Annotated in this window: 13 protein-coding genes and 1 pseudogene; 7 read left to right on the forward strand and 7 right to left on the reverse strand. The window is 70.2% G+C overall.

The window, feature by feature from the left end:
- Positions 1-170: 170 nt before the first annotated feature.
- Both ACFY3N_RS16910 and ACFY3N_RS16915 read right to left on the reverse strand, forming a co-directional pair.
- A complete protein-coding gene (locus tag ACFY3N_RS16910) occupies positions 171-1,244 on the reverse strand; it encodes a polyprenyl synthetase family protein (RefSeq protein ID WP_390817448.1) in 1,074 nt (357 codons plus the stop codon).
- A complete protein-coding gene (locus ACFY3N_RS16915) occupies positions 1,241-2,341 on the reverse strand; it encodes a polyprenyl synthetase family protein (RefSeq protein WP_390817449.1) in 1,101 nt (366 codons plus the stop codon). Before ACFY3N_RS16915 ends, ACFY3N_RS16910 begins: the two co-directional genes overlap by 4 nt.
- 679 nt (positions 2,342-3,020) lie before the next feature.
- On the opposite strand from ACFY3N_RS16915, the gene ACFY3N_RS16920 reads away from it, so the two are divergent.
- Together ACFY3N_RS16920 and ACFY3N_RS16925 are read left to right on the forward strand one after the other, a co-directional pair.
- A complete protein-coding gene (locus tag ACFY3N_RS16920; protein ID WP_390817450.1) occupies positions 3,021-4,337 on the forward strand; it encodes a tol-pal system YbgF family protein in 1,317 nt (438 codons plus the stop codon).
- A gap of 228 nt (positions 4,338-4,565) precedes the next feature.
- Positions 4,566-5,969: a cytochrome P450 gene (locus ACFY3N_RS16925; RefSeq protein WP_390817451.1), complete on the forward strand. Its 1,404-nt coding sequence runs from the start codon at positions 4,566-4,568 to the stop codon at positions 5,967-5,969.
- 1,656 nt (positions 5,970-7,625) lie between these two features.
- Here the strand turns inward: ACFY3N_RS16925 and infA are convergent.
- On the reverse strand, positions 7,626-7,850 hold the full coding sequence (gene infA / locus ACFY3N_RS16930) for a translation initiation factor IF-1 (protein ID WP_390817452.1): 225 nt from the start codon (positions 7,848-7,850) through the stop codon (positions 7,626-7,628).
- Positions 7,847-8,638 (reverse strand): GNAT family N-acetyltransferase, encoded by a 792-nt coding sequence (locus tag ACFY3N_RS16935; protein ID WP_390817453.1) that lies wholly within the window; start codon positions 8,636-8,638, stop codon positions 7,847-7,849. Before ACFY3N_RS16935 ends, infA begins: the two co-directional genes overlap by 4 nt.
- Positions 8,639-8,999: 361 nt before the next feature.
- Between ACFY3N_RS16935 and ACFY3N_RS16940 the strand changes: the two are divergent.
- From ACFY3N_RS16940 to ACFY3N_RS16950, 3 genes and pseudogenes are all read left to right on the forward strand, one after another.
- Positions 9,000-9,225: pseudogene (locus tag ACFY3N_RS16940) on the forward strand (alcohol dehydrogenase catalytic domain-containing protein); the annotation flags it as partial.
- 173 nt (positions 9,226-9,398) lie between these two features.
- On the forward strand, positions 9,399-9,914 hold the full coding sequence (locus ACFY3N_RS16945) for a GNAT family N-acetyltransferase (protein ID WP_390817454.1): 516 nt from the start codon (positions 9,399-9,401) through the stop codon (positions 9,912-9,914).
- Positions 9,915-11,010: 1,096 nt separating this feature from the next.
- A complete protein-coding gene (locus ACFY3N_RS16950) occupies positions 11,011-11,568 on the forward strand; it encodes a CAP domain-containing protein (protein WP_390817455.1) in 558 nt (185 codons plus the stop codon).
- 249 nt (positions 11,569-11,817) lie between these two features.
- Here ACFY3N_RS16950 and ACFY3N_RS16955 read toward each other — a convergent pair whose 3' ends face one another.
- Positions 11,818-13,890, reverse strand: coding sequence for a HelD family protein (locus ACFY3N_RS16955; protein ID WP_390817524.1), 2,073 nt, complete (start codon positions 13,888-13,890; stop codon positions 11,818-11,820).
- A gap of 400 nt (positions 13,891-14,290) precedes the next feature.
- Here ACFY3N_RS16955 and ACFY3N_RS16960 point away from each other — a divergent pair, with 400 nt between their 5' ends.
- Both ACFY3N_RS16960 and ACFY3N_RS16965 read left to right on the forward strand, forming a co-directional pair.
- Positions 14,291-14,620, forward strand: coding sequence for a hypothetical protein (locus ACFY3N_RS16960; protein WP_390817456.1), 330 nt, complete (start codon positions 14,291-14,293; stop codon positions 14,618-14,620).
- A gap of 430 nt (positions 14,621-15,050) precedes the next feature.
- Positions 15,051-15,452 carry a hypothetical protein gene (locus ACFY3N_RS16965; RefSeq protein WP_390817457.1) on the forward strand — a complete coding sequence of 134 codons (402 nt, stop codon included), beginning with the start codon at positions 15,051-15,053 and terminating at the stop codon, positions 15,450-15,452.
- A gap of 220 nt (positions 15,453-15,672) precedes the next feature.
- Here ACFY3N_RS16965 and ACFY3N_RS16970 read toward each other — a convergent pair whose 3' ends face one another.
- Positions 15,673-17,196 (reverse strand): glycoside hydrolase family 43 protein, encoded by a 1,524-nt coding sequence (locus ACFY3N_RS16970; RefSeq protein ID WP_390817458.1) that lies wholly within the window; start codon positions 17,194-17,196, stop codon positions 15,673-15,675.
- 340 nt (positions 17,197-17,536) lie between these two features.
- Complete coding sequence (locus tag ACFY3N_RS16975) at positions 17,537-17,818, reverse strand: hypothetical protein (RefSeq protein ID WP_390817459.1); 282 nt, start codon at positions 17,816-17,818, stop codon at positions 17,537-17,539.
- Positions 17,819-17,866 lie beyond the last annotated feature (48 nt).

A 17,866-nucleotide genomic window follows, 5' to 3' on the forward strand; every position in this document is an offset into this window, starting at 1 on the left:
CGGACGGCAGGGCTGGACCGGCCGGGCGGGTCGGCGGGCCGTTCGGGTGCGGAGGGGCACACGGTGGCGTGCCGGCCGGACGGTGGCGCGGGGGTACGCGGGCGCGGCGTGTCGTCGGCGTGCCCGCCGGACGGCGGTGCGCTGGTGCGCGTTCCGCCGGGGCGCCGCCGTCAGTGGTCGCGGAGGGCCAGCCACGCGGCGAGCGCGCGCAGCGGACGGGTGTCGGAGGCGGGCAGGCCGGTGGCGTCGAGGTGGTCCAGCGCTTCGGCCAGGTACCGGCGCGCCAGGCCGCCGGCCCGCTGCCGCCCTCCGGCCCGCTCGACGAGGGAGGCGGCACGCCGGAGCATGCCGGCGTCGTCCGAGGCGGGGTCGCGGGCGTAGAGTTCGGCCAGCTCGGCGGCCTCCGGCGTGTCCGACTCCAGGGCGGCCACCACCGGCAGGCTCTTCTTGCGGGCGTGGAGGTCGGCGCCGGCCGGTTTGCCCGTCGCCCGGGGGTCGCCCCAGATGCCGAGCAGATCGTCGACGTGCTGGAAGGCCAGGCCGAGGGACCGGCCGAAGGCGTCCAGTTCCGCCGCCGGCCCCTCGTCGGCCCCGCCCGCCAGGGCCCCCATACGGCACGCGGCGCCCATGAGCGCGCCGGTCTTTCGCGCCGCCATGGTGGTGCACTCGGTGAGGGACACCTCGGTCCGTTCCTCGAACCCCATGTCCTCGAACTGCCCGCCGATGAACTGCTGCACGGCTTCGTTCAGCGCCGAGGCGGCCGGGGCGTTCGGGGTGTCGCGGTGGACCAGGGAGACCGCCAGGGCGAGCATGGCGTCCCCGGCCAGCAGTGCGTCGGCGACGCCGAAGGCGCGCCAGGCGGCGGGCCGGTGCCGGCGCATGTCGTCGCGGTCGATGATGTCGTCGTGCAACAGCGACGAGTCGTGGGCGAGTTGCACGGCCGCGGCGCAGTGCGCGCCGGTTCCGCACGGGGCGCCGAGGGCTCGTGCGGAGAGCAGCGCGAGGGCGGGGCGTACGGCCTTGCCCCAGCCGTCGGTGACGGGCCGGCCGTGCGCGTCCCACCATCCCAGGTGGTAGCCGGCGACGACACGTGCCTGCGGGTGCAGGGAGTCCACCGCTTCCCGCAGCACCGGGTCGGTCACCTCCCTGGCGTGGTGGAGCCACACCTGCGGGGCGGCGTCGGCGGCGGGGGCCGTGCGGGCGCCCGTTGCCGTCGCCGTGCCGGTGGCCTCGGCCGCGTTCACAGAGCCGCTCCCTTCGTGGCGGAGGCGGCCGGGAGCCGGGTCGTCCAGTGCTCGTGGCGGGCCAGCACATGGCGGAACAGGGCGGTCAGGGTCTTGACGGTGCCGGCCTCTCCCCCCGCCCGGCTCAGCGTGTGCAGGGCCTGGTCGAGGTAGCGGCGGGCGGCCCGCTCGGCCGCCTCGCGCCCGCCCGCCTCCTCGACCAGGCGGGCCAGCGAGGCCAGTTCGGCCTCGGCAGGGGCCTCGGTGGCGCTCAACCGGGCTGCCAGCCGGGCGCCGGCCTCGGTCCCGGACCGCAGCGCGGCGATGACGGGATAGGTCCTCTTGCCGCTGCGCAGGTCGCCGCGGGCGGCCTTGCCGCTGACGGCGGGATCACCCCACAGACTCTCGACGTCGTCGGCGATCTGCCACGCCACTCCCAGGTCCTGGGCGGCGGAGCGGAGCATGCGCGCCACCGGCGCGGGGGCGTGGGCGAGAAGCGCGCCGACCTCGAGGCAGCCGCCGAGGAGGCCACTGGTCTTGGCGCACGCGGCCAGGTAGTCACCGGTGTCCACCTCGTCCACCGGGCAGCCGTCCAGCTCCAGGTCGGCGGCCTGCCCCTGGATGATGTCGTCCACCGCCGCCACCATCACCGCGGTCGCCGGCTGCCCGGGGGTCCCGCGGACCTCGGTGATGACCCGGAACGCCTGGCCCAGCAGCGCGTCGCCCGCCAGTACGGCGGGCCCCCGCCCGAAGACCACCCAGGCGCTGGGGCGGCCGCGCCGCAGTTCGTCGGCGTCCATCAGATCGTCGTGCAACAGGGAGAAGTTGTGCACCAGTTCGACGGCGACCGCGCCGGGCACCGCGGACGCCGTGCTCGCGCCGAACGCCCGCGCGGCGAGCATGGCCAGCGTGCCGCGCAGCATCTTTCCGGCGTGGCCGTCGGTGGGCGTGCCGTCGTGGCGGCACCAGCCCAGGTGGTAGGCGCTGATGCGAGCCAGCCGGGGGTGCAGGCTCTCGACCGCGGTGCGCAGGGCGGGAAGAGTGGCCGCTCTGCACTCGGCCAGGGTCTCCCTGACGGTGTCCGCGGTCGGGGCGCCGAGGACCTCTGCCTGGTTCATGGACGTCGTCTCCACTCCCATTGGTCGGGTCATGACGGGTGCGGCGTGCCGGCCCGCGGCTGCTCCGGGCCGTTCTGCGGTGAGACTTCGTGCGGCGGCCGCGGGCGCCGGGGCGCTCGCGGCCGGCTTGCGCGGTCGTACGGGAGAGCCCGGCCCGGTTCCGGTGCCGGCGGAACAGGCGGTTCCCGTGGGCGCCGTGTCGTTCTCCGTGCCGGCCTCCGAGTGCCGGTTCCGTGCCGGGGGACGGGGGGAAGCGCGCCGTGCGATCCCCGGAGAACGGGTTTCGCTATTCGAGGAGACGAATTCCCCGTTCCGCCGACACCTGAAGTCAAGCAGCGGCCGCTTCACGGCGCCAAGGGCTTTCCCCGGTCCCGGTGTCCCACGGGTCGTTCACTTGTGAAATTGTGAATACATGGCCCGGCGCAGGGTCCTTCGCCGTGCGGCGGCCGTATTCCGGCGATTCGAGCAGAGTGGCTGAAAATAATCGGTTACCTGTTTAGCGAATGCGGTTACACGACAAGCGGTCCTCCGTCCCGTGATGGGGTTCGACGGATGGGCGCAGCATTATGACAGCCCCGGTTACAGAGTCGTTACCGGCGGATTCCGCTTCTGCTACCGAAATGTGCTCGGAAGGGTCGTCATGTCACGCAGTCATCCGAATCAGCAGCTGAAAAGGCTCATGAGGGAAGCGGATATGTCGGGCGAGGCGCTGGCCCGGTCCGTCAACCTCGCCGCGGCGGAGAACAAGCGGGTGCTCCGGTACAACCGCAAGTCGGTCGCCGGATGGCTGGCCGGCTCCCGGCCTCCGGCCCCGGTGCCCGCGCTGGTGGCGGAGATCCTGACCCGGCGGCTCGGCCGGCGGGTCAGCGTCCAGGAGACCGGACTGGCCCGGGTTCCCGACGAGCCGACGGACGCGTTGCGCGCGACCGGCGGCAGCGGCCGAGACGCGCTGGCGATGCTGACCGCGGCGGACACCGGTCCGCAGACCAGGGCGGCGTTCCGCGCACTTCCCTTCCGCCCGAACAGCGCCCCTCCGGTCTGGACCGAGTCCGAGCCGAGGCCCACCGGGGGCGACTGGCGGCTCGGCCCGGGCGATCTGGCGGCCCTGACGCACACCATCACGTACTACGCGGAGACCATCGACACCTACGGCGGGGCACACGGACGCACCGCCCTGGCCACCTACCTGGCCACGGACGGGGCCGCCTTCCTCGCCGCCCGGACCGACCGGCGGACCCACGCGCTGCTCCTCGGGAAACTCTCCCGGCTGACCCATCTGCTGGCCCGCATGTCCGCGGACTGCCGGCAGAACGGAGCGGCCCAGCAGTACTTCCACGTGGCCGCACAGCTGGCCGTCGAGGCAGGCGACCGCACCCAGTACGCCGTCACCCTGCGAGCGCTGAGCGCGCAGTCCGGCCAGCTCGGGCACCGGAGCACGGCGGTCGCCCGTGCGGCGTGGTCGGCCGCGCCGGAGGACGCTCCGCCGCCCATCCGGGCGTACCTGATGAGCCACCTGGCCGTGGTGCACGCGACGGCCGGAGACGAACGCCGGTCGCTCGCGGCGCTCTCCGACGCGATGGCGCTGCACGGCGGACAGGACGGCCCCTCCGCGCCGTTCAGCGGCTACCCCATGGCCGCGTTGCACTACCAGCGGGGTCATGTGCACGAGAGCCTCGGCGACTTCGCCGCGGCCGGCCAGGCCCTCGCCACGTCCCTGCGCCACCGGCCACCGAGCGCGCACCGCGCCCGCGCGCTGACACTCGCCAAACTCGGCGGGGTCCATCTGCGGGAAGGACGGCTGGACCGTGCCTGCGCCTCCGTCCACCAACTGCTCGACCACTACGGCCGGATCCGCTGCCCGCGCACCGCCGACCGGCTCGACGACCTGCGCATCAGGCTGCTGCCCTACGCACGGCGGCCCGCCGCGCGGTCGGCCCTCGGCCGCCTGGACGGCTACACCAGGTACCAGAACTCCCCGGAGCGCCTCGCGGTGTGAACGGCGCGACGCCCCCGGTGACGGACCGCCGCCCCGGCGGCGCCTGCCCGCGCTACGGCACACAAGCGCACAAGCGTGGGCCGCGCAGGACGGACGCGAGCCGGGCGCCCCTGTCGGACGGCGAGCGGCCCGGCGTGCAATGGACGCAGAGGCCGGCGGTCCGACGGCTCCGCGGGAGCCGGTCCGGTCACCGCCTTGCACGCCGAGCCAGGGAAAGGGATGCCAGGGATGGAGACGAACGCGATCGAGGTACCCACTGCCGACGGCCTGCCGCTGCTGGGCTCACTGCTGGACCTGCGGCGAGACCCGCTGGGCGCGTACGAGCGCGCCCGGAGCGAGCACGGTGACGTGGTGCGGATCGTGTCCGGGCCGCCCGGACTGCGCACGACGATCCACTTCGTCTTCTCCGCCGCGGGCGCCCAGCAGGTGCTGGCCGGCCAGTCGGCCAACTTCCGCAAGGACGACCGCTTCTCGCTGGAGATGCGGCAGACCTTCGGCAACGGCCTGCTCAGCAGTCTCGACGACGACCACATCAGGCAGCGCCGCCTGCTCTCACCGCTGTTCACCAAGAAGCGGGTGGCGGAGTACGCCACGGCCGTGTGCGACGAGGTCGACGCCCTGTGCGCCGCGTGGGAGGCCGACCCCGACCGGCGGCCCGACCTCAACGAGGACATGAGCCGACTCACCGTGAGGATGATCACCCGCATCCTCTTCGGCGCGGACGCGGAACAGGCGGAGGACGTGGTGCGCCACTGCATGCCCGTGCTCGGCACGTACACCCTCCGGCGCGGCCTCATGCCGGTGAACCTGCCCCGTTCCTTCCCCACACCCGCCAACCGCCGGGCGCGCGCGGCCCAGCGGGAGCTGCACGCGCTGTGCGACCGTCTGATCGAGCAGCGCCGGCGCGGCGGCACCTCGGACCACGAGGCGGGGACCGACCTGCTGACCCTGCTCATCAACGCGCGCAGCGACGAGGACACCCCGCTCACCGACGAAGAACTGCGCGACCAGGTGCTGGTCTTCCTGCTGGCCGGCTCGGACACCACGGCGACGTCCCTCACGTTCACCATGTACCTGCTGGCGCGGCACCAGGACGTCCAGGACTCCGTGCGCGACGAGGTGCGCTCCGTCCTCGGCGGACGCCGCCCCACCCCGGCGGACCTGGACGAGGTGCCCACGGTCGAGCGGGTGCTCAAGGAGGCCATGCGCCTGTATCCCGCGGCGCCGGTCCTCATCCGCCGGGCGGTGCGGTCGACGGTCGTCGACGGGCACGCGATACCGGCGGGGGCCTACGTGTACGTGTCGCCCTGGGTGACGCACCGCCACCCTTCCTACTGGCCGGACCCGCAGCGGTTCCTCCCCGACCGCTTCCGTCCCGAGGAGGAGAGCCACCGGCCGCGCTACGCCTGGTTCCCGCTGGGCGGCGGCCCGCGCTCCTGCATCGGCAACCACTTCGCCATGCTGCAGATGAAGCTCGCGACGGCGACGCTGCTCCAGCGGTACCGCTTCGCCGAGGCGCCGCCGCGGGTTCCCCTGGAGGTGGGCGTCACCATCCGGGCGGCGCGGGCCGTGGAATGCAGCCTGTCCCCGGTCGGCCACGTTTCCGCGGACACCCTTCCCCGGTCCCGCTAGCCCCGCTCTTCGGCGAGACGGTCCACCGACGCGGTCGGTGGACCGTCTCGCGTTCTCCGGCCGGCAGCGGCAGGTGGGGGCCCGGGTGCCGTCTCGGGCGGCCCGGTGACCGCCTGCTCACCGGACTCCGGTGCCCGGTCGGCGTCGCCGTCCGCGGGCCCTGCCCCCCTGTCCGCTCCGCCGGCGCCGGCGGAGCGGATATCGCCGTCGGCGGTCGGCCGGAAGGCCGAAGCGGGCAGGAGCCGGTCCGCCGCCCCACCCCAAACGGACATTCGTGAATCCCGGCGGAACGGCCCTCCGGAGGGACTGGGCCGCAAACAGGCACCTTGCCTGCTTTTTCACGTGCGGACGGCGCCCGGAAACATGCCCGGCCGCGGGCAGCCGAACCCGACCGATTCTGGTCAATCATTCCTTCCGACCGCTATCACTTGTATCGCCCTTGGGGCTGCCTTAACCTGTTGCTTACTGTTTCAAATGAACCGTCGCGTCACATGTGTCATGGTGGGATGGGTGTAAATCGCCCATTGCGATGCGCGGCGCATCCCCCCATTCGGGCACTCGATGAGAGGCAGAAATGGGTAACGTCTTTCTTTTTGCACGAGATCTGAACGGGTCGTGCGGTGAATTACGGCCCGCCGCCTTCGCGGTGACGCGGACAGAAGTCATTCTCCCTCGTCAGGAGAAGTCCGAGTTCGGCGCCACGGGACCGCTCGCCACCGACGACCCCTTCACATGGATGCCGTGGCCCCCTCGGGAGGACACGGGAGAGGACGAGGAACAGCAGCCCTCCGTTCCCCGGAACCCCGAGGGCGCGGTGTGTCCATCGCCGTGAGAACCTGTCGCCGGCTCGCCGGCTCCCACCGGAACCCGCCCCACAGGGCGTGATCACCGGCTCGGGCGATGGTGGACGAAACCCTCGATCACGCTGTCGTACACCACGGATGCACCACCTGCACGCACGGCTACGAGGTCATCGCCGTCGGTCACCAGATAGCCGGAGCCACATCGGTGCTCCGGCGAGCGCCAGGGCGTGCGCGCGGTCTCCAGCAGGAGGCGGCGGGCCGGGGAGTGCTCGTCCGGTGCTGTGCAGAAGGTGGCGGGCCGTGCTGTGTTCCGTACCGGCGATGCCGTTTCAGACCGGCTCGGCCGCTTCTTCGGGCACGACGCCGGTGAGGCGGTCGAGGCGCTGGACGGCCCCGCCACCTCCGCTTGACACAGGTGTCGCCTCGGCACGACATGGCGCACGAGTCGTGTCCGGCCCGCTCGGGCCGTCGACCGATCACATGACCGCCGTAACTGCTCCCGGTCGCGTACGGAAGGGACCCGAAGCGCACCGACTCGTCATGGCCCGGCGCCGGTCAGCCTGGTGGCTGTGCTGATACGGCAGGAGTTCGGCCGGATCCGCACGGACGGAGCCTCCCGGGACAGGTCCACAGAGACTGGGCAAGCACCTCGAGCCGCACTCGTCGGAGCGCGTGACACGATCTTGTGGAACGGACCGGTTCGGCCGTGTCTGCAGGGCATCCTGTACGTGCCGCACAACGACATCGCCTGGAGCGGTGGCTGCCGCGACCGTGCGAGCCGTCATCGGGGTCACGGTCACGGAAACGCCGTGAGCGTGACCCCGAGACCAGCTGCTGTGGAAGGTGCCGATCGCTAGTTCCGGTACCGGAACACGATCCGGCCCCGCGTCAGGTCGTACGGCGGAAGCTCCACCAGGACCCGGTCTTCCGGCATGATCTTGATGTAGTTCTTGCGGATCTTCCCGCTGATGTGCGCGAGCACTTGGTGGCCGTTCTTGAGCTCCACGGTGAACATGGCGCTGCGCAGGCACTCGACGACCTTGCCCTCGACTTCGATGACGTTCTTGTTCTTCGTCATCGCACCAGCTCCAGGTTGCTGCTCGTCGGCCGGGCGCCGATGCTTTCGAACAATGCCGCAGCTGCGTGGTTGGACTGGTGAACTTCGGTCCGGGCCGCGGTGACTCCAGAGCGGTGCAGTGTTCCCAGCGCGTGGGCGAGCAGTGCCCGCGCGATGCCGCGGCGCTGCTCGCCGGCCCGGACCGCGACCAGCCCGATGCGTGGCCGGTTCACCGGCACCACCCGGATCAGACCCAGGTAGCGGTCCGGTGCCGCGGCCACCGCGTACTTCGACGGGTCGACGATGGTGTCGCCTTCGGGGCGGGGAATCACCTCGGCGGGCATCGAATGCCACCCGACGGTCGCCTCGACTTCGTCACGGATCGCGCGGTCCACCGCCCGCAGCGGATTCTCGTCCGTCTGGCCTGCGGGCACGATCGTCACGCCCGAAGGCGGCAGGACTGCTTCGAGTCCTGTGACCCGGGGGTCGGTCGGCACGGTGTACTCCCACTCGCGGCGCCGGGTCGTGAAACCGGCCCGCCGCCAGCCGGCCGTCAGTTCGGTGTCGGCTTCGTCGACCACCGTGTACAGCGGCGTCGGCAGTTCCGCCAGCATCGCCTCGGCGAGCCGGTCGAAGACGGCGTCGTGCCAGGCGTCGATGCTGACGAACAAGCGTCCGTCGGGCCGGTGCTGTGCATGCCCGCGGCCGACGACCAGGTCGTCGGCCAGTGCGTGCCATTGCCTGTCCGCGACGCGCGTGATCTCCACCGCGTTCCCGCTCGGGCCCGATGTGAAAGGCGCTGTGTTCATCGGAGTCTCCTTCCAGGAGTGCCTCGATCTCAGGCGCTCCTGGCGACACCGAATGTCAGCCGCCGGACCGTGACGGGTTGGGGGAGCACCCATGGATGACTGCGTTCACGGGTCTCACCTCCATACGACGACTTCACGGTCCGCCGCGAAAGTAGCAGCGGGGCGAGACCTCGCTCAAGTTCTTTTCCGTGAGTCCGTGACGCGATCACGATCCGGTCTTCCCGAGGCGTCTCCAGCCGATGGGGCCGCCAGCCGATGAGACGAAGAAGCCGTGGGGTTCAGTACGTCGTTCCCGACGGACCGCGAGGCGTTCGAACCGGCCGAGCAGGGCGAAGGCCTGCTCGACGACGTGGCCGAGTTCGCCGAGGGCTTCCCCCGCGAACCGCCGCTGCCCCTCGGATACGAGGGCGCGGGGAGGGCCGAGGCGCCGGCGACGGTGTGAGCGGACTGAAGGAGGGGACGCCGTCGTCGTGTACGGCCCGTGGGGCTGCGGCGCCTGCGTCAGGTGTGCGGAGGGGAAGGAGAACTACCGCCTGCGCGCGGGAGAGCCCGGCATCTTCCCTCCGGGGCTCGGCTCACCCGGAAACGAGTTGTCCCGGCCGAAGAAGGACCACTACCGTCAGGCCGGCGCGACAGACGCGTGATCTCGGGATGGGGAGGTTGATGAATATGGCCGCCGTCGGCCCTCATCGGCATGCCTTCATCCGGCCCGCGCGATAGCAGAGTGCGGCCCGGTCGCTCCTACGACCAGGAGAGACACATGTCTTCCTCTTCCCCCTCCGCCCACGCCGACGTGGTCACCAAACGCCTCGTCCTGCGGCCCTGGACCATGAGCGAGGCCGCGGCGGTCCTCGACGGCACCCGGTCCTCGCACTGGGCGGACGACTTTCCCGCCGACGGCGATCGCGTGGTCGCGGGCCTCTTCGGCCAGTACCCCGAGTGGCTCGGCACCTATGGCCACCGTCTGATCATCGAGCGCGACAGCGGCTTGGTGGTGGGCTCCATCGGCCTGTTCTGGCCACCCGGCGAAGGCGTCCTCGAGATCGGATACGGCATCGTGGCCTCCCGCCGCGGCCGGGGCTATGCCCCCGAGGCCACCCGGGCCCTGGCCGAATTCGCCCTCACCGCGCCCGATGTCCACACCGTGTCGGCCAGCGTGGAACTGCCGAACCCGTCCTCGATCCGAGTGCTGGACAAGGCCGGCTTCCACCGGTGGGCCACCGAGGAGAACGCGGTCAGGTTCAGGTTCACGAGTCCGGACCACGATCGGCGCTGACATGGGGGTCCTGGAGGTGAACACCTCCAGGACCCCGGCGCGATGGCTGCCCTCCGCGGAGACCGGCGTCATCGGAGGGCTGGAGCCCAACTGATCAGGAAGGGGCGGCGGGACTTCAGGTCACTGACTCCAGTTCGTCAGTCGGCAGGGTGAATCGCGGACGGGGGCGGGCCGACCGCTGTGGGACGTCGGCGCCGGGAGTCGGTGCGGATGCAGGCGGCCGAGCTGTCCGGGACCCGGCCGGGACCAGAGTGCCCCTGCACATGCTGCCTGGGCCGAGTCGCAGGCCGGCGCCGGCTTCAAGCCGTCCGGAAGCCCAGCCGCCTCCGCACCCCTGCTCCGGACCGCCTGGTCCCACCGGCACCAAACCATGCCGGACACGGGGGTCACCCCTCGTCCCGGACCGGCCGACGCCGCCGAAAGGCCCGATGCCGCCGAAAGGCCCGATGCCGCGGGAACAGATCGCGTCCATCTGTCACGATCACCGGTACACAGCGACGGTTCACCGTCTTCCTCTCGGAAGACCTCACCCGATGTGTCGCCTGCGTGGGATGACCAGCGACCTCATTGTGTCAGCTGTTGTTATGGAACCTTTTTCCCGGCAGCACACAAGCGCTCCAAACTCCAGGCGGACCGGGTCGTCCTCGGTACGTCAATCCGCAGCTCGGCACGGGCGTTGATCTTGTGGACCGGAGTGATGGGCAGGTTTCCCGGAGCTTGCGAAGGTGCTGGTGCGGTGGTCTACTGGAAGGGAAAAGCATCGAGGAGCTGTAACTCCACCTCGCGACTGAGGTGCATCAGGCCGAGGGTCTTCGTTAACCGCTGCGGCAAATAGAAAACGCAGACAGGCGAGCAGTGGGCCTGATGCAACGGAAGACATCGCATGACGTGTCGATGCGTCGGTGGCCTGTACCTCGAGTGCCAGTGGAAAACGACTCGGCGAGGGTCGTGGTCGTAATAGCAGCGACCTCCGTTGAAGCCTCGTCCCGTTCCCATGGCTCCTCAATAGAGGCATGTGGGTTAATTGGCTCAAGTTGACGTCTGGCCAGCTGGCCAGGCTGTATCCGTACGCTCTATGTATAAAGGGTGAGTCGCGATGACGCCGCGCCGCTCGCTACCGCTGCACGCCTGGGACCTCGCGACGAGCATGTCAGCCGAGGAGAAGGAGCTGCGACGCTTCGTCACGGATGCACGTACGCATCCAGAGAACTACCCACCTCATGGAAATTCCGCAGAAGCTGTCATGCCGCCCGGGGTCCCGGACTTCGCGCTCTCAAGGAGTCTGGTCTTGATAGCGCGCGCACACAGTGAATTCCTGAGCGGACAGGATGGGGGTTGGGTCGGTGAAGATGCGAACATGCACCGTGGTCCCGGCGGAATACTGGTTTGGGAGCCTGGGCAGCCGATTCACCAGGCGGGGTATCACACCTGGCGGGCGGAAAATGTAGCTATGGGATTTGATACCGCAGAGAAAGTTGTGCGCTTCTGGATGCAAGATGATGAGAATTGGCACTGGGGGCACCGAAATGCCATTCTGTTTGATGACTGGTACACGCCGGACGATATTCGCGAGGCCGGATTCGGCTATTGGAGGGGCGGTCCATGGACCCATTACTGGACACTGGATATGGGGAGGAAAACAGGGCCGTTCTGATGTGGTCCGGCCCGGTCGTGTCCTGCCGGACCGCCCCAACGAGTGGGTTCTTTGTCCGTAGTGGCAGTGCCGGGCAACGACCGGATGTCCGCGTTGCCGCCGGGGCCAGCTCATCGCATGGACGCGAAGAGGCCGGCGGGGACGTCTCGTCGCGCCGGCCCGCCGAGCGGTCCCGTGCGCACGGGCCGGTGTCCGTACCGTGCCGGGTGCGCCCGCGGCGACGACGCGGGCGCCGAGCCGGCAGGCGGGTCAGGCGGCTTGGACGGTGATGGTGCAGAGGCGCTTGGCGGCCCGGGTCAGGGCTACGTACAAGTCCCTTTCCCCACCGGGGCGGGCCGTGATGATTTCCTCGGGGTCCACGACGACTACCCCGTCGAATTCCAGGCCGCGTGCTTCGGACGCCGACACGACGCGTGCGTGGTGAGCGATGCCCTGAGCCGTCAGCTCGCCCACCCTGGTGTCCGCGCAGATCACTCCCAGCAGCTCGCCCGGGTGCGCGGTGCTCTGGGCGCGGAGCTCCCGGACGATGGCGGTGACCAACCCGTCCGGAGGCGTGGTCACGATGCAGGGGCTCTCACCGTTTCGCAGTGACCGCGTGGGCCTCTGGTCCGGAGCGATCCGCGTGAGCAGGCCCCGGACGCTCTCCAGGATCTCCTGCGTGGTGCGGTAACTGACCGTCAGGTCGTGCAGGACGAACCGCGGTCCGACGTGAGGGCTCAATGCTTCCTTCCAGTCGCGTGCTGTCGCGACCGGGCCTGCCTGGGCGAAGTCCCCCACCAGCGTCATCGACCTTGCCGGGCAGCGGCGGACGATCATCCGCCACTGCATGGCGGTCAGTTCCTGCGCCTCGTCGACGACGACGTGCCCGTACGTCCGCTCGGGAGGGCCGTCGACCAGGCTCGCCGCCTCGTCCAGCAACGGCACATCGGCATCGGTCCACGGGTCGTCCGGACCACGCAGCAGAAGGGACCGTTCATGAGCGGTCAGGCGGGGCAGGCGCTCGGCGAGAACGCCGGCGTCCGTCAGGAGTGCCTTCACGAGATCACCGGGTACCAGCCGCGGCCACAACACCTCGACCGCTCGGTCGACGTCGGCGTCGTCGAGGAGATCGGCTCGGATGGCGTCCAGGCCCAGCTCGTGGACCTGACCCGGGTCGGTCGCACCTTCGGCACGGTGCTGGGCGACTCCCGTGAACCGGTCGAGGTTCAGGCCCGTCATCCTTTCGGCATCGGCGTCGATCTGCTCCAGAAGATCGCCCATGTCTCGTTGCACCGCGTCGGTGACGGCATCGACCAAGAGTTCCTTGAAGACCTGGCGCGCGGGGTTGTGCCCCGGTACGGCCGCCAAGGCGGCATCGCGTGCCGCGGCGACTTCCTCGCCGGAGAGGTGAACCAGTTCCTGTCCGACCCGCACGGTGAAGTCACCGGCGGGGGCTTGGTGGACGCGCAGCAGACCGGCCAAGGCGTCGGCGAGGTCGAACCTTCCTTTGAGACGCGCCGTGCCGAACGGATCCACCGTGTCCGTGGACACTCCGGCCAGTTCCCGGCAGGTCGCCAGAACGACGTCGTTCTCTCCGAGCGAGGGAAGGACCTGGGAGATGTAGTCGAGGAACCGGGTGTTCGGGCCCACCACCAGGACACCCTCCTCCGCGGCGCGCGGGAACGCGTACAGGACATAGGCCGCCCGGTGCAGGGCGACCACCGTCTTGCCGGTGCCGGGCCCGCCCTGCACCACGGTCACCCCGCGGCGGGCGGAGCGGACGATCTCGTCCTGCTCGGCCTGCAGCGTTGCGACGGCCGCCTGCATCCTGCCCGTACGCCGGGCCGACAGAGCCTCGGTCAACGGGCCGTCCCCCACGACGTCCTCGTCGGTCGGGGCGGTCCCGTCCAGCAGTTCGTCGCTCACCGAGACGACCGTGCGCTCCTCGAGGCGCAGGTGCCGGCGCCGCCGCAGGCCCATCGGGTGGACCGGTGTCGCCTCGTAGAAGGGCCGCGCCGCGTCCGCGCGCCAGTCCACGAGCAGAGGCAGGTCGTCCTCCTCCCTCCGCAGTCCGATCCGCCCGATGCGCAGGGCCGTGCCGTCCGTCCGGTCGATGCGCCCGAAGACCAGCCCTTTTCCGGCGCCTTCCAGCCGGCCGATTTCCTTGGCCAGACGCTCGGCGGCGATTTCTCTCTCGTATGCCTCACCGGCGCTGTCCGCCGGAGCCTTCAACACACTCGCTCGGTGTACTTGCGCCTCGGAAATCCGCTCGGCGAGCAACTCGTATAAGGAGGACACATGATCCCGCTCCGATTCAACCGCACGCACAGTGGAAACATTCATTTTCGACAACAGGGGGCTCCTTCGGCTCGCGCCACACCATACGGTCAAAGTTCCCTGAAGGTAAGTCTTGACTTACCTGGTGAAACCATGGCCCTACGGCTGCGTATCATGCATTCCGCCGTTCCGTATATCGCTGATTCCCCTCCCGATGCCCGCCTGCCTCATGGATGAGCCCACCCTGGGACGCCGACGGTGTTTTGCCACGCTCGGGAGGAGCGGGGGAGAGGTCCGGCGAGGCAATCGGCGCCGTCGAGCTCACTGCCAGGGGGCATCTGGTCGCTTCGTCTGGTGACCCGACCGAGGAGACGAGTACGGAACGGGTTAAAAGATCATCTCGATTGGGCCGGCCGCACGCTTGAATGCCGGGGCATTGGAGCGGGCTCTGCCGCATGATCATGCCATGACGAGTCCTGCCGCCTTCCGGGACCGGACCAACCGGTCCGATGGCTGCTACGAGCCGGCCATAGAGGTCGGATCGAGTGATGATGCCCAACCTCAGGCCGTCCTGAGTGCTCTGTGGTCCGCCGCATCCGACGTGATGGACGAATGGCCGGCCGCCATCGGGACCCAAATTTTCAAGAGCGCCCCCTTCGGTCTGGGAATCATCGGCTTCGAGGTCTCTGGTTGCACCGGCGCATCGACGCCGGCAGGAAGGTCGCCGCAGACGCGGGACATCGGACATCTGCTTCCACAGGGCGACGTCCTGCACTATGGCGCCGCCAACACCTGATCCTCGCTGCTCCGGGTGGGCGCGATTCTGCGGTGGCAGATGAAGGTGCGGGCGATGCTCGTGAAAGCGAGAAAGTGTTCCGCTTTGTGCTCGGGGCGATGCGGTGCCGGATGCCGCGCTGCGACAGCCATTTCCAGGTCCCAGGAATTCGCCGGTACGTCGTGGATCACGACAACGAAATGCTCGAAGATCGCCCAGGGAAAACACCGGACCACGCACTCCTCTGCCTCGTCGGACGACGAGCCGACGTGCTCTTCACGAATGCTTCACGGCGGTACTCCCCGCGGCCCGCAACCCGCCCCACGGGGTGACAAAACCCATGGGGGGGCGCCCGGGTGAGCACGCGGTCCGTCCTCCCGGCTCACGTACTCGGACGGATCTGAGTATGCGTGCGCTGTCCGACGACGGCGTGCGGCGGGACGATCGAGGCATGCACCAAGGACTCGTGAAGCTGCTTCCCCGGTTGACGTCGACCCTCGTGCCGGCCGTGACGGCGTCGGTGATGTGGGCCGTGTGGCTGGGCTGGGACCAGCACCGTGACGTGCACCCCGACGGCTCGTCGACCGGCCCGTACGAGGCGTGGCAGGTGATCGGGCTGGTGTTGACCCTGCTGGTACCGGTGTGCTGGGCTGTGTTCCGGAACCACGTCGTGGGCGCGGTGGCCGGCACCACGGCCGGTCTGACCGCTGCGGCCTTCCTGGACTGGTCGGACGACGGCAGCGGCCTCTTCGTGATCGGCGTGGGGATGGTCATGATCGGCAGCCTCGTCGCGACCGCCGTTGTTTCCTCCGTGATCACCTCTGTGACGCGGTACGGGCGCCCGGCCCAATGAGTTGGTGCGTGAGAGCGGCTGAGGCGTGCCGGCCTGGCCGGGATGGCCGCGGCTCGGGCCGAGGCGGCCGTCGTCCATGAGGACCTCGACATCGGGGAGGCACGATGCCTCATCCCCTCTCACGCACCAACTCGTCAACCGGCGAGGAGGCCGTCCGGGGGCTGGGGAGGCTGCGGGCGGGTGCCCCTCGGTGTTGCGACACCCGCTCGCACACCGAGCGTCACACGGACGGCGCTGGTACGTACTCGAACCAGTCGAAGGCGACCGCGCCCTCGATGGCGTACATGCCGATCACACGGCCGGTGAAGCCGCCGGCGACCTCGGTGGACAGGTAGCGCCCGTCCAGTTCGGCGAGTGGCCGGGCATCGGGAGCGTCGGGATCGTCGAGCCAGAAGGCGATGGTGTCGGGGCCCGTGGTGCCCCCGTCGGTGAGTTCGGGCGACGCGGGCACGAGGCCTGACGTCCGGATCGTGACGGTGAGGGGCAGCGGCCCGGCCGGGACCGGCCGGCGGGCCACGGTCTGGCGCAGCGGTCCGATCCGGGCGACGACGCCGACCTCCCCGTCCCCGGCCTCCAGTTCGTAGTGGTGGGCCTCGTCCAGGCGTACGCAGAGACCACCGCGTCCCGTACCCGGGTCGATCACGGTGGTGACGCGGCAGTCGTGGTGCTGCTGGCGGCGGCCGACGAAGGTGTACCCGGGGCTGTCGAGGGTGGGGCCGGTGGCGCTGAGGACCAGCCAGCCAGGACGCTCGGCGAGCGACCAGGAGCCCTCCGCGCGGACGAACGGTGAAATCCAGTGCGGCGCGAGAGCGGCCCCGTCGAAGTCGTCGCGGGCGGGCGGGGCCGGAACGGGATGCCAGGCACCGTCCGGGGCCGCGTGGCTCTCGGGAACGGGCGCGACGACGGGCCAGCCGTCCTCGTCCCACTCCACGGGCGTCAGGAACGTCTCGCGACCGAGTACGTGCACGTCGGGCGTGAAGCCGCGGGGGCGGACGCCGAGCAGCACCATCCACCAGCTGCCGTCGGGAGCCTGGACCAGGTCGGCGTGGCCGGTGTTCTGGATGGAGCGGGCGGTGCCGCTGTGTGACAGCAGGGGGTTGGCGGGTGCGCCCTCCCAGGGGCCGCGCGGCGAGCGGCTGCGGGCCACGGACACGCTGTGGCCGCGTTCCGTGCCGCCTTCCGCGATCAGCAGGTACCACCAGTCGCCGATGCGGTAGAGGTGCGGCGCCTCGGGGTACTTGAGGCCGCTGCCCGACCAGGTGGCGAAAGGTCCTTCCAGCACCTTGCCCTTGACCGGGTCGATCCTGGCCGTGTTGATGCCCCCTTCGGGGCCGGAGAAGGCGCACCAGCAGGTGCCGTCCTCCTCCCACGCCAGGTCGGGGTCGATCCCGGTCAGGTCGATCCACACCGGGTCGCTCCACGGCCCCTCGGGCCGCTCGGCCGAGACGACGAAGTTGCCGCCGCCGTCGACATTGGTGTTGATGACCCAGTAGCGGCCGTCGTGGTGGCGGATCGTGGGGGCGTAGAGGCCTCCGGACGCCTTGGCGCCGGGGAGGGGCAGCGGCAGTTGCGCGGGCCGGTCGAGCACGTTGCCGATCTGCTCCCAGTGCACGAGGTCCTTGCTGTGGAAGAGCGGCAGCCCGGGGACGTACTCGAAGCTGGAGCACACCAGGTAGTAGTCGTCACCGACCCGGCACACGCTCGGATCGGGGTGGAATCCGCTGATCACAGGGTTGTCGTACATGTGCACGGAAACGTCTTCCCCTCGCGCCGCCGGGTGCCGTGGAGCGAGTCTAGGCGTACTGCCCGGGGACGTTGGCCGATCCGGTGACGTGCGGTTCGCCGCTGTGCCGTTCGTCTGTGGCCGGTGAGGCATGTTCTTCTTCGGCGTGATGCCGAGCTCGGCGCAGACCCGGGTCCAGTGCCGGGAGCGGCAGGCGGGCGCTCGCCTTCAGGGACGGCCGAGGACCGCAACGTGCTCGCGCACGCCTGGGACATGCTGGGACATGGTGGTACGCACGGCCTGGTAGTCGCCTTCCGGAGACCCCAGGTCACGCACGTGGCCGCCCCGAGGCGGGCCGAACTCAGGATGCGTCAGCGACGTCGTCCGCGTCGGCCGCTTCATCCTGCGCCATGCCGAGGAAGCGCCGGATCGCGTCGACCGGCATGTCGAGCCCCTCGGACGCCGACTGTTCGTCGCCGAACACCTGCACGGCCTCGGCGACAGCACCGGCCAGTTCAACCTCTGCCTTGCGGACCTTCGCCTCGGCCTTGTCCACGGTGTCGACCACCGCCAACTGGCGGCGCTGCTTCTCCTGAAGCCTCTGCTTACGGGAAAGGATCTTGTCAGAGCTCTGCACAGACATGACCAAGATCATAATAGGTTCGCGTGCGCGCCCACGTCCCTCGTCTCC

It is taken from the genome of Streptomyces sp. NPDC000348, assembly GCF_042898795.1.
Lineage (GTDB): Bacteria > Actinomycetota > Actinomycetes > Streptomycetales > Streptomycetaceae > Streptomyces.

Bases quoted from the DNA above. Each gene is read 5' to 3' on its own strand.
- ACFY3N_RS16955 (WP_390817524.1), bottom strand. From the start codon at position 13,890: ATGAATGTTTCCACTGTGCGTGCGGTTGAATCGGAGCGGGATCATGTG.
- ACFY3N_RS16970 (WP_390817458.1), bottom strand. From the start codon at position 17,196: ATGTACGACAACCCTGTGATCAGCGGATTCCACCCCGATCCGAGCGTG.
- infA (WP_390817452.1), bottom strand. From the start codon at position 7,850: ATGACGAAGAACAAGAACGTCATCGAAGTCGAGGGCAAGGTCGTCGAG.
- ACFY3N_RS16975 (WP_390817459.1), bottom strand. From the start codon at position 17,818: ATGTCTGTGCAGAGCTCTGACAAGATCCTTTCCCGTAAGCAGAGGCTT.
- ACFY3N_RS16965 (WP_390817457.1), top strand. From the start codon at position 15,051: ATGCACCAAGGACTCGTGAAGCTGCTTCCCCGGTTGACGTCGACCCTC.
- ACFY3N_RS16945 (WP_390817454.1), top strand. From the start codon at position 9,399: ATGTCTTCCTCTTCCCCCTCCGCCCACGCCGACGTGGTCACCAAACGC.
- ACFY3N_RS16935 (WP_390817453.1), bottom strand. From the start codon at position 8,638: ATGAACACAGCGCCTTTCACATCGGGCCCGAGCGGGAACGCGGTGGAG.
- ACFY3N_RS16920 (WP_390817450.1), top strand. From the start codon at position 3,021: ATGAGGGAAGCGGATATGTCGGGCGAGGCGCTGGCCCGGTCCGTCAAC.
- ACFY3N_RS16960 (WP_390817456.1), top strand. From the start codon at position 14,291: ATGACGAGTCCTGCCGCCTTCCGGGACCGGACCAACCGGTCCGATGGC.
- ACFY3N_RS16925 (WP_390817451.1), top strand. From the start codon at position 4,566: ATGGAGACGAACGCGATCGAGGTACCCACTGCCGACGGCCTGCCGCTG.
- ACFY3N_RS16915 (WP_390817449.1), bottom strand. From the start codon at position 2,341: ATGAACCAGGCAGAGGTCCTCGGCGCCCCGACCGCGGACACCGTCAGG.
- ACFY3N_RS16950 (WP_390817455.1), top strand. From the start codon at position 11,011: ATGACGCCGCGCCGCTCGCTACCGCTGCACGCCTGGGACCTCGCGACG.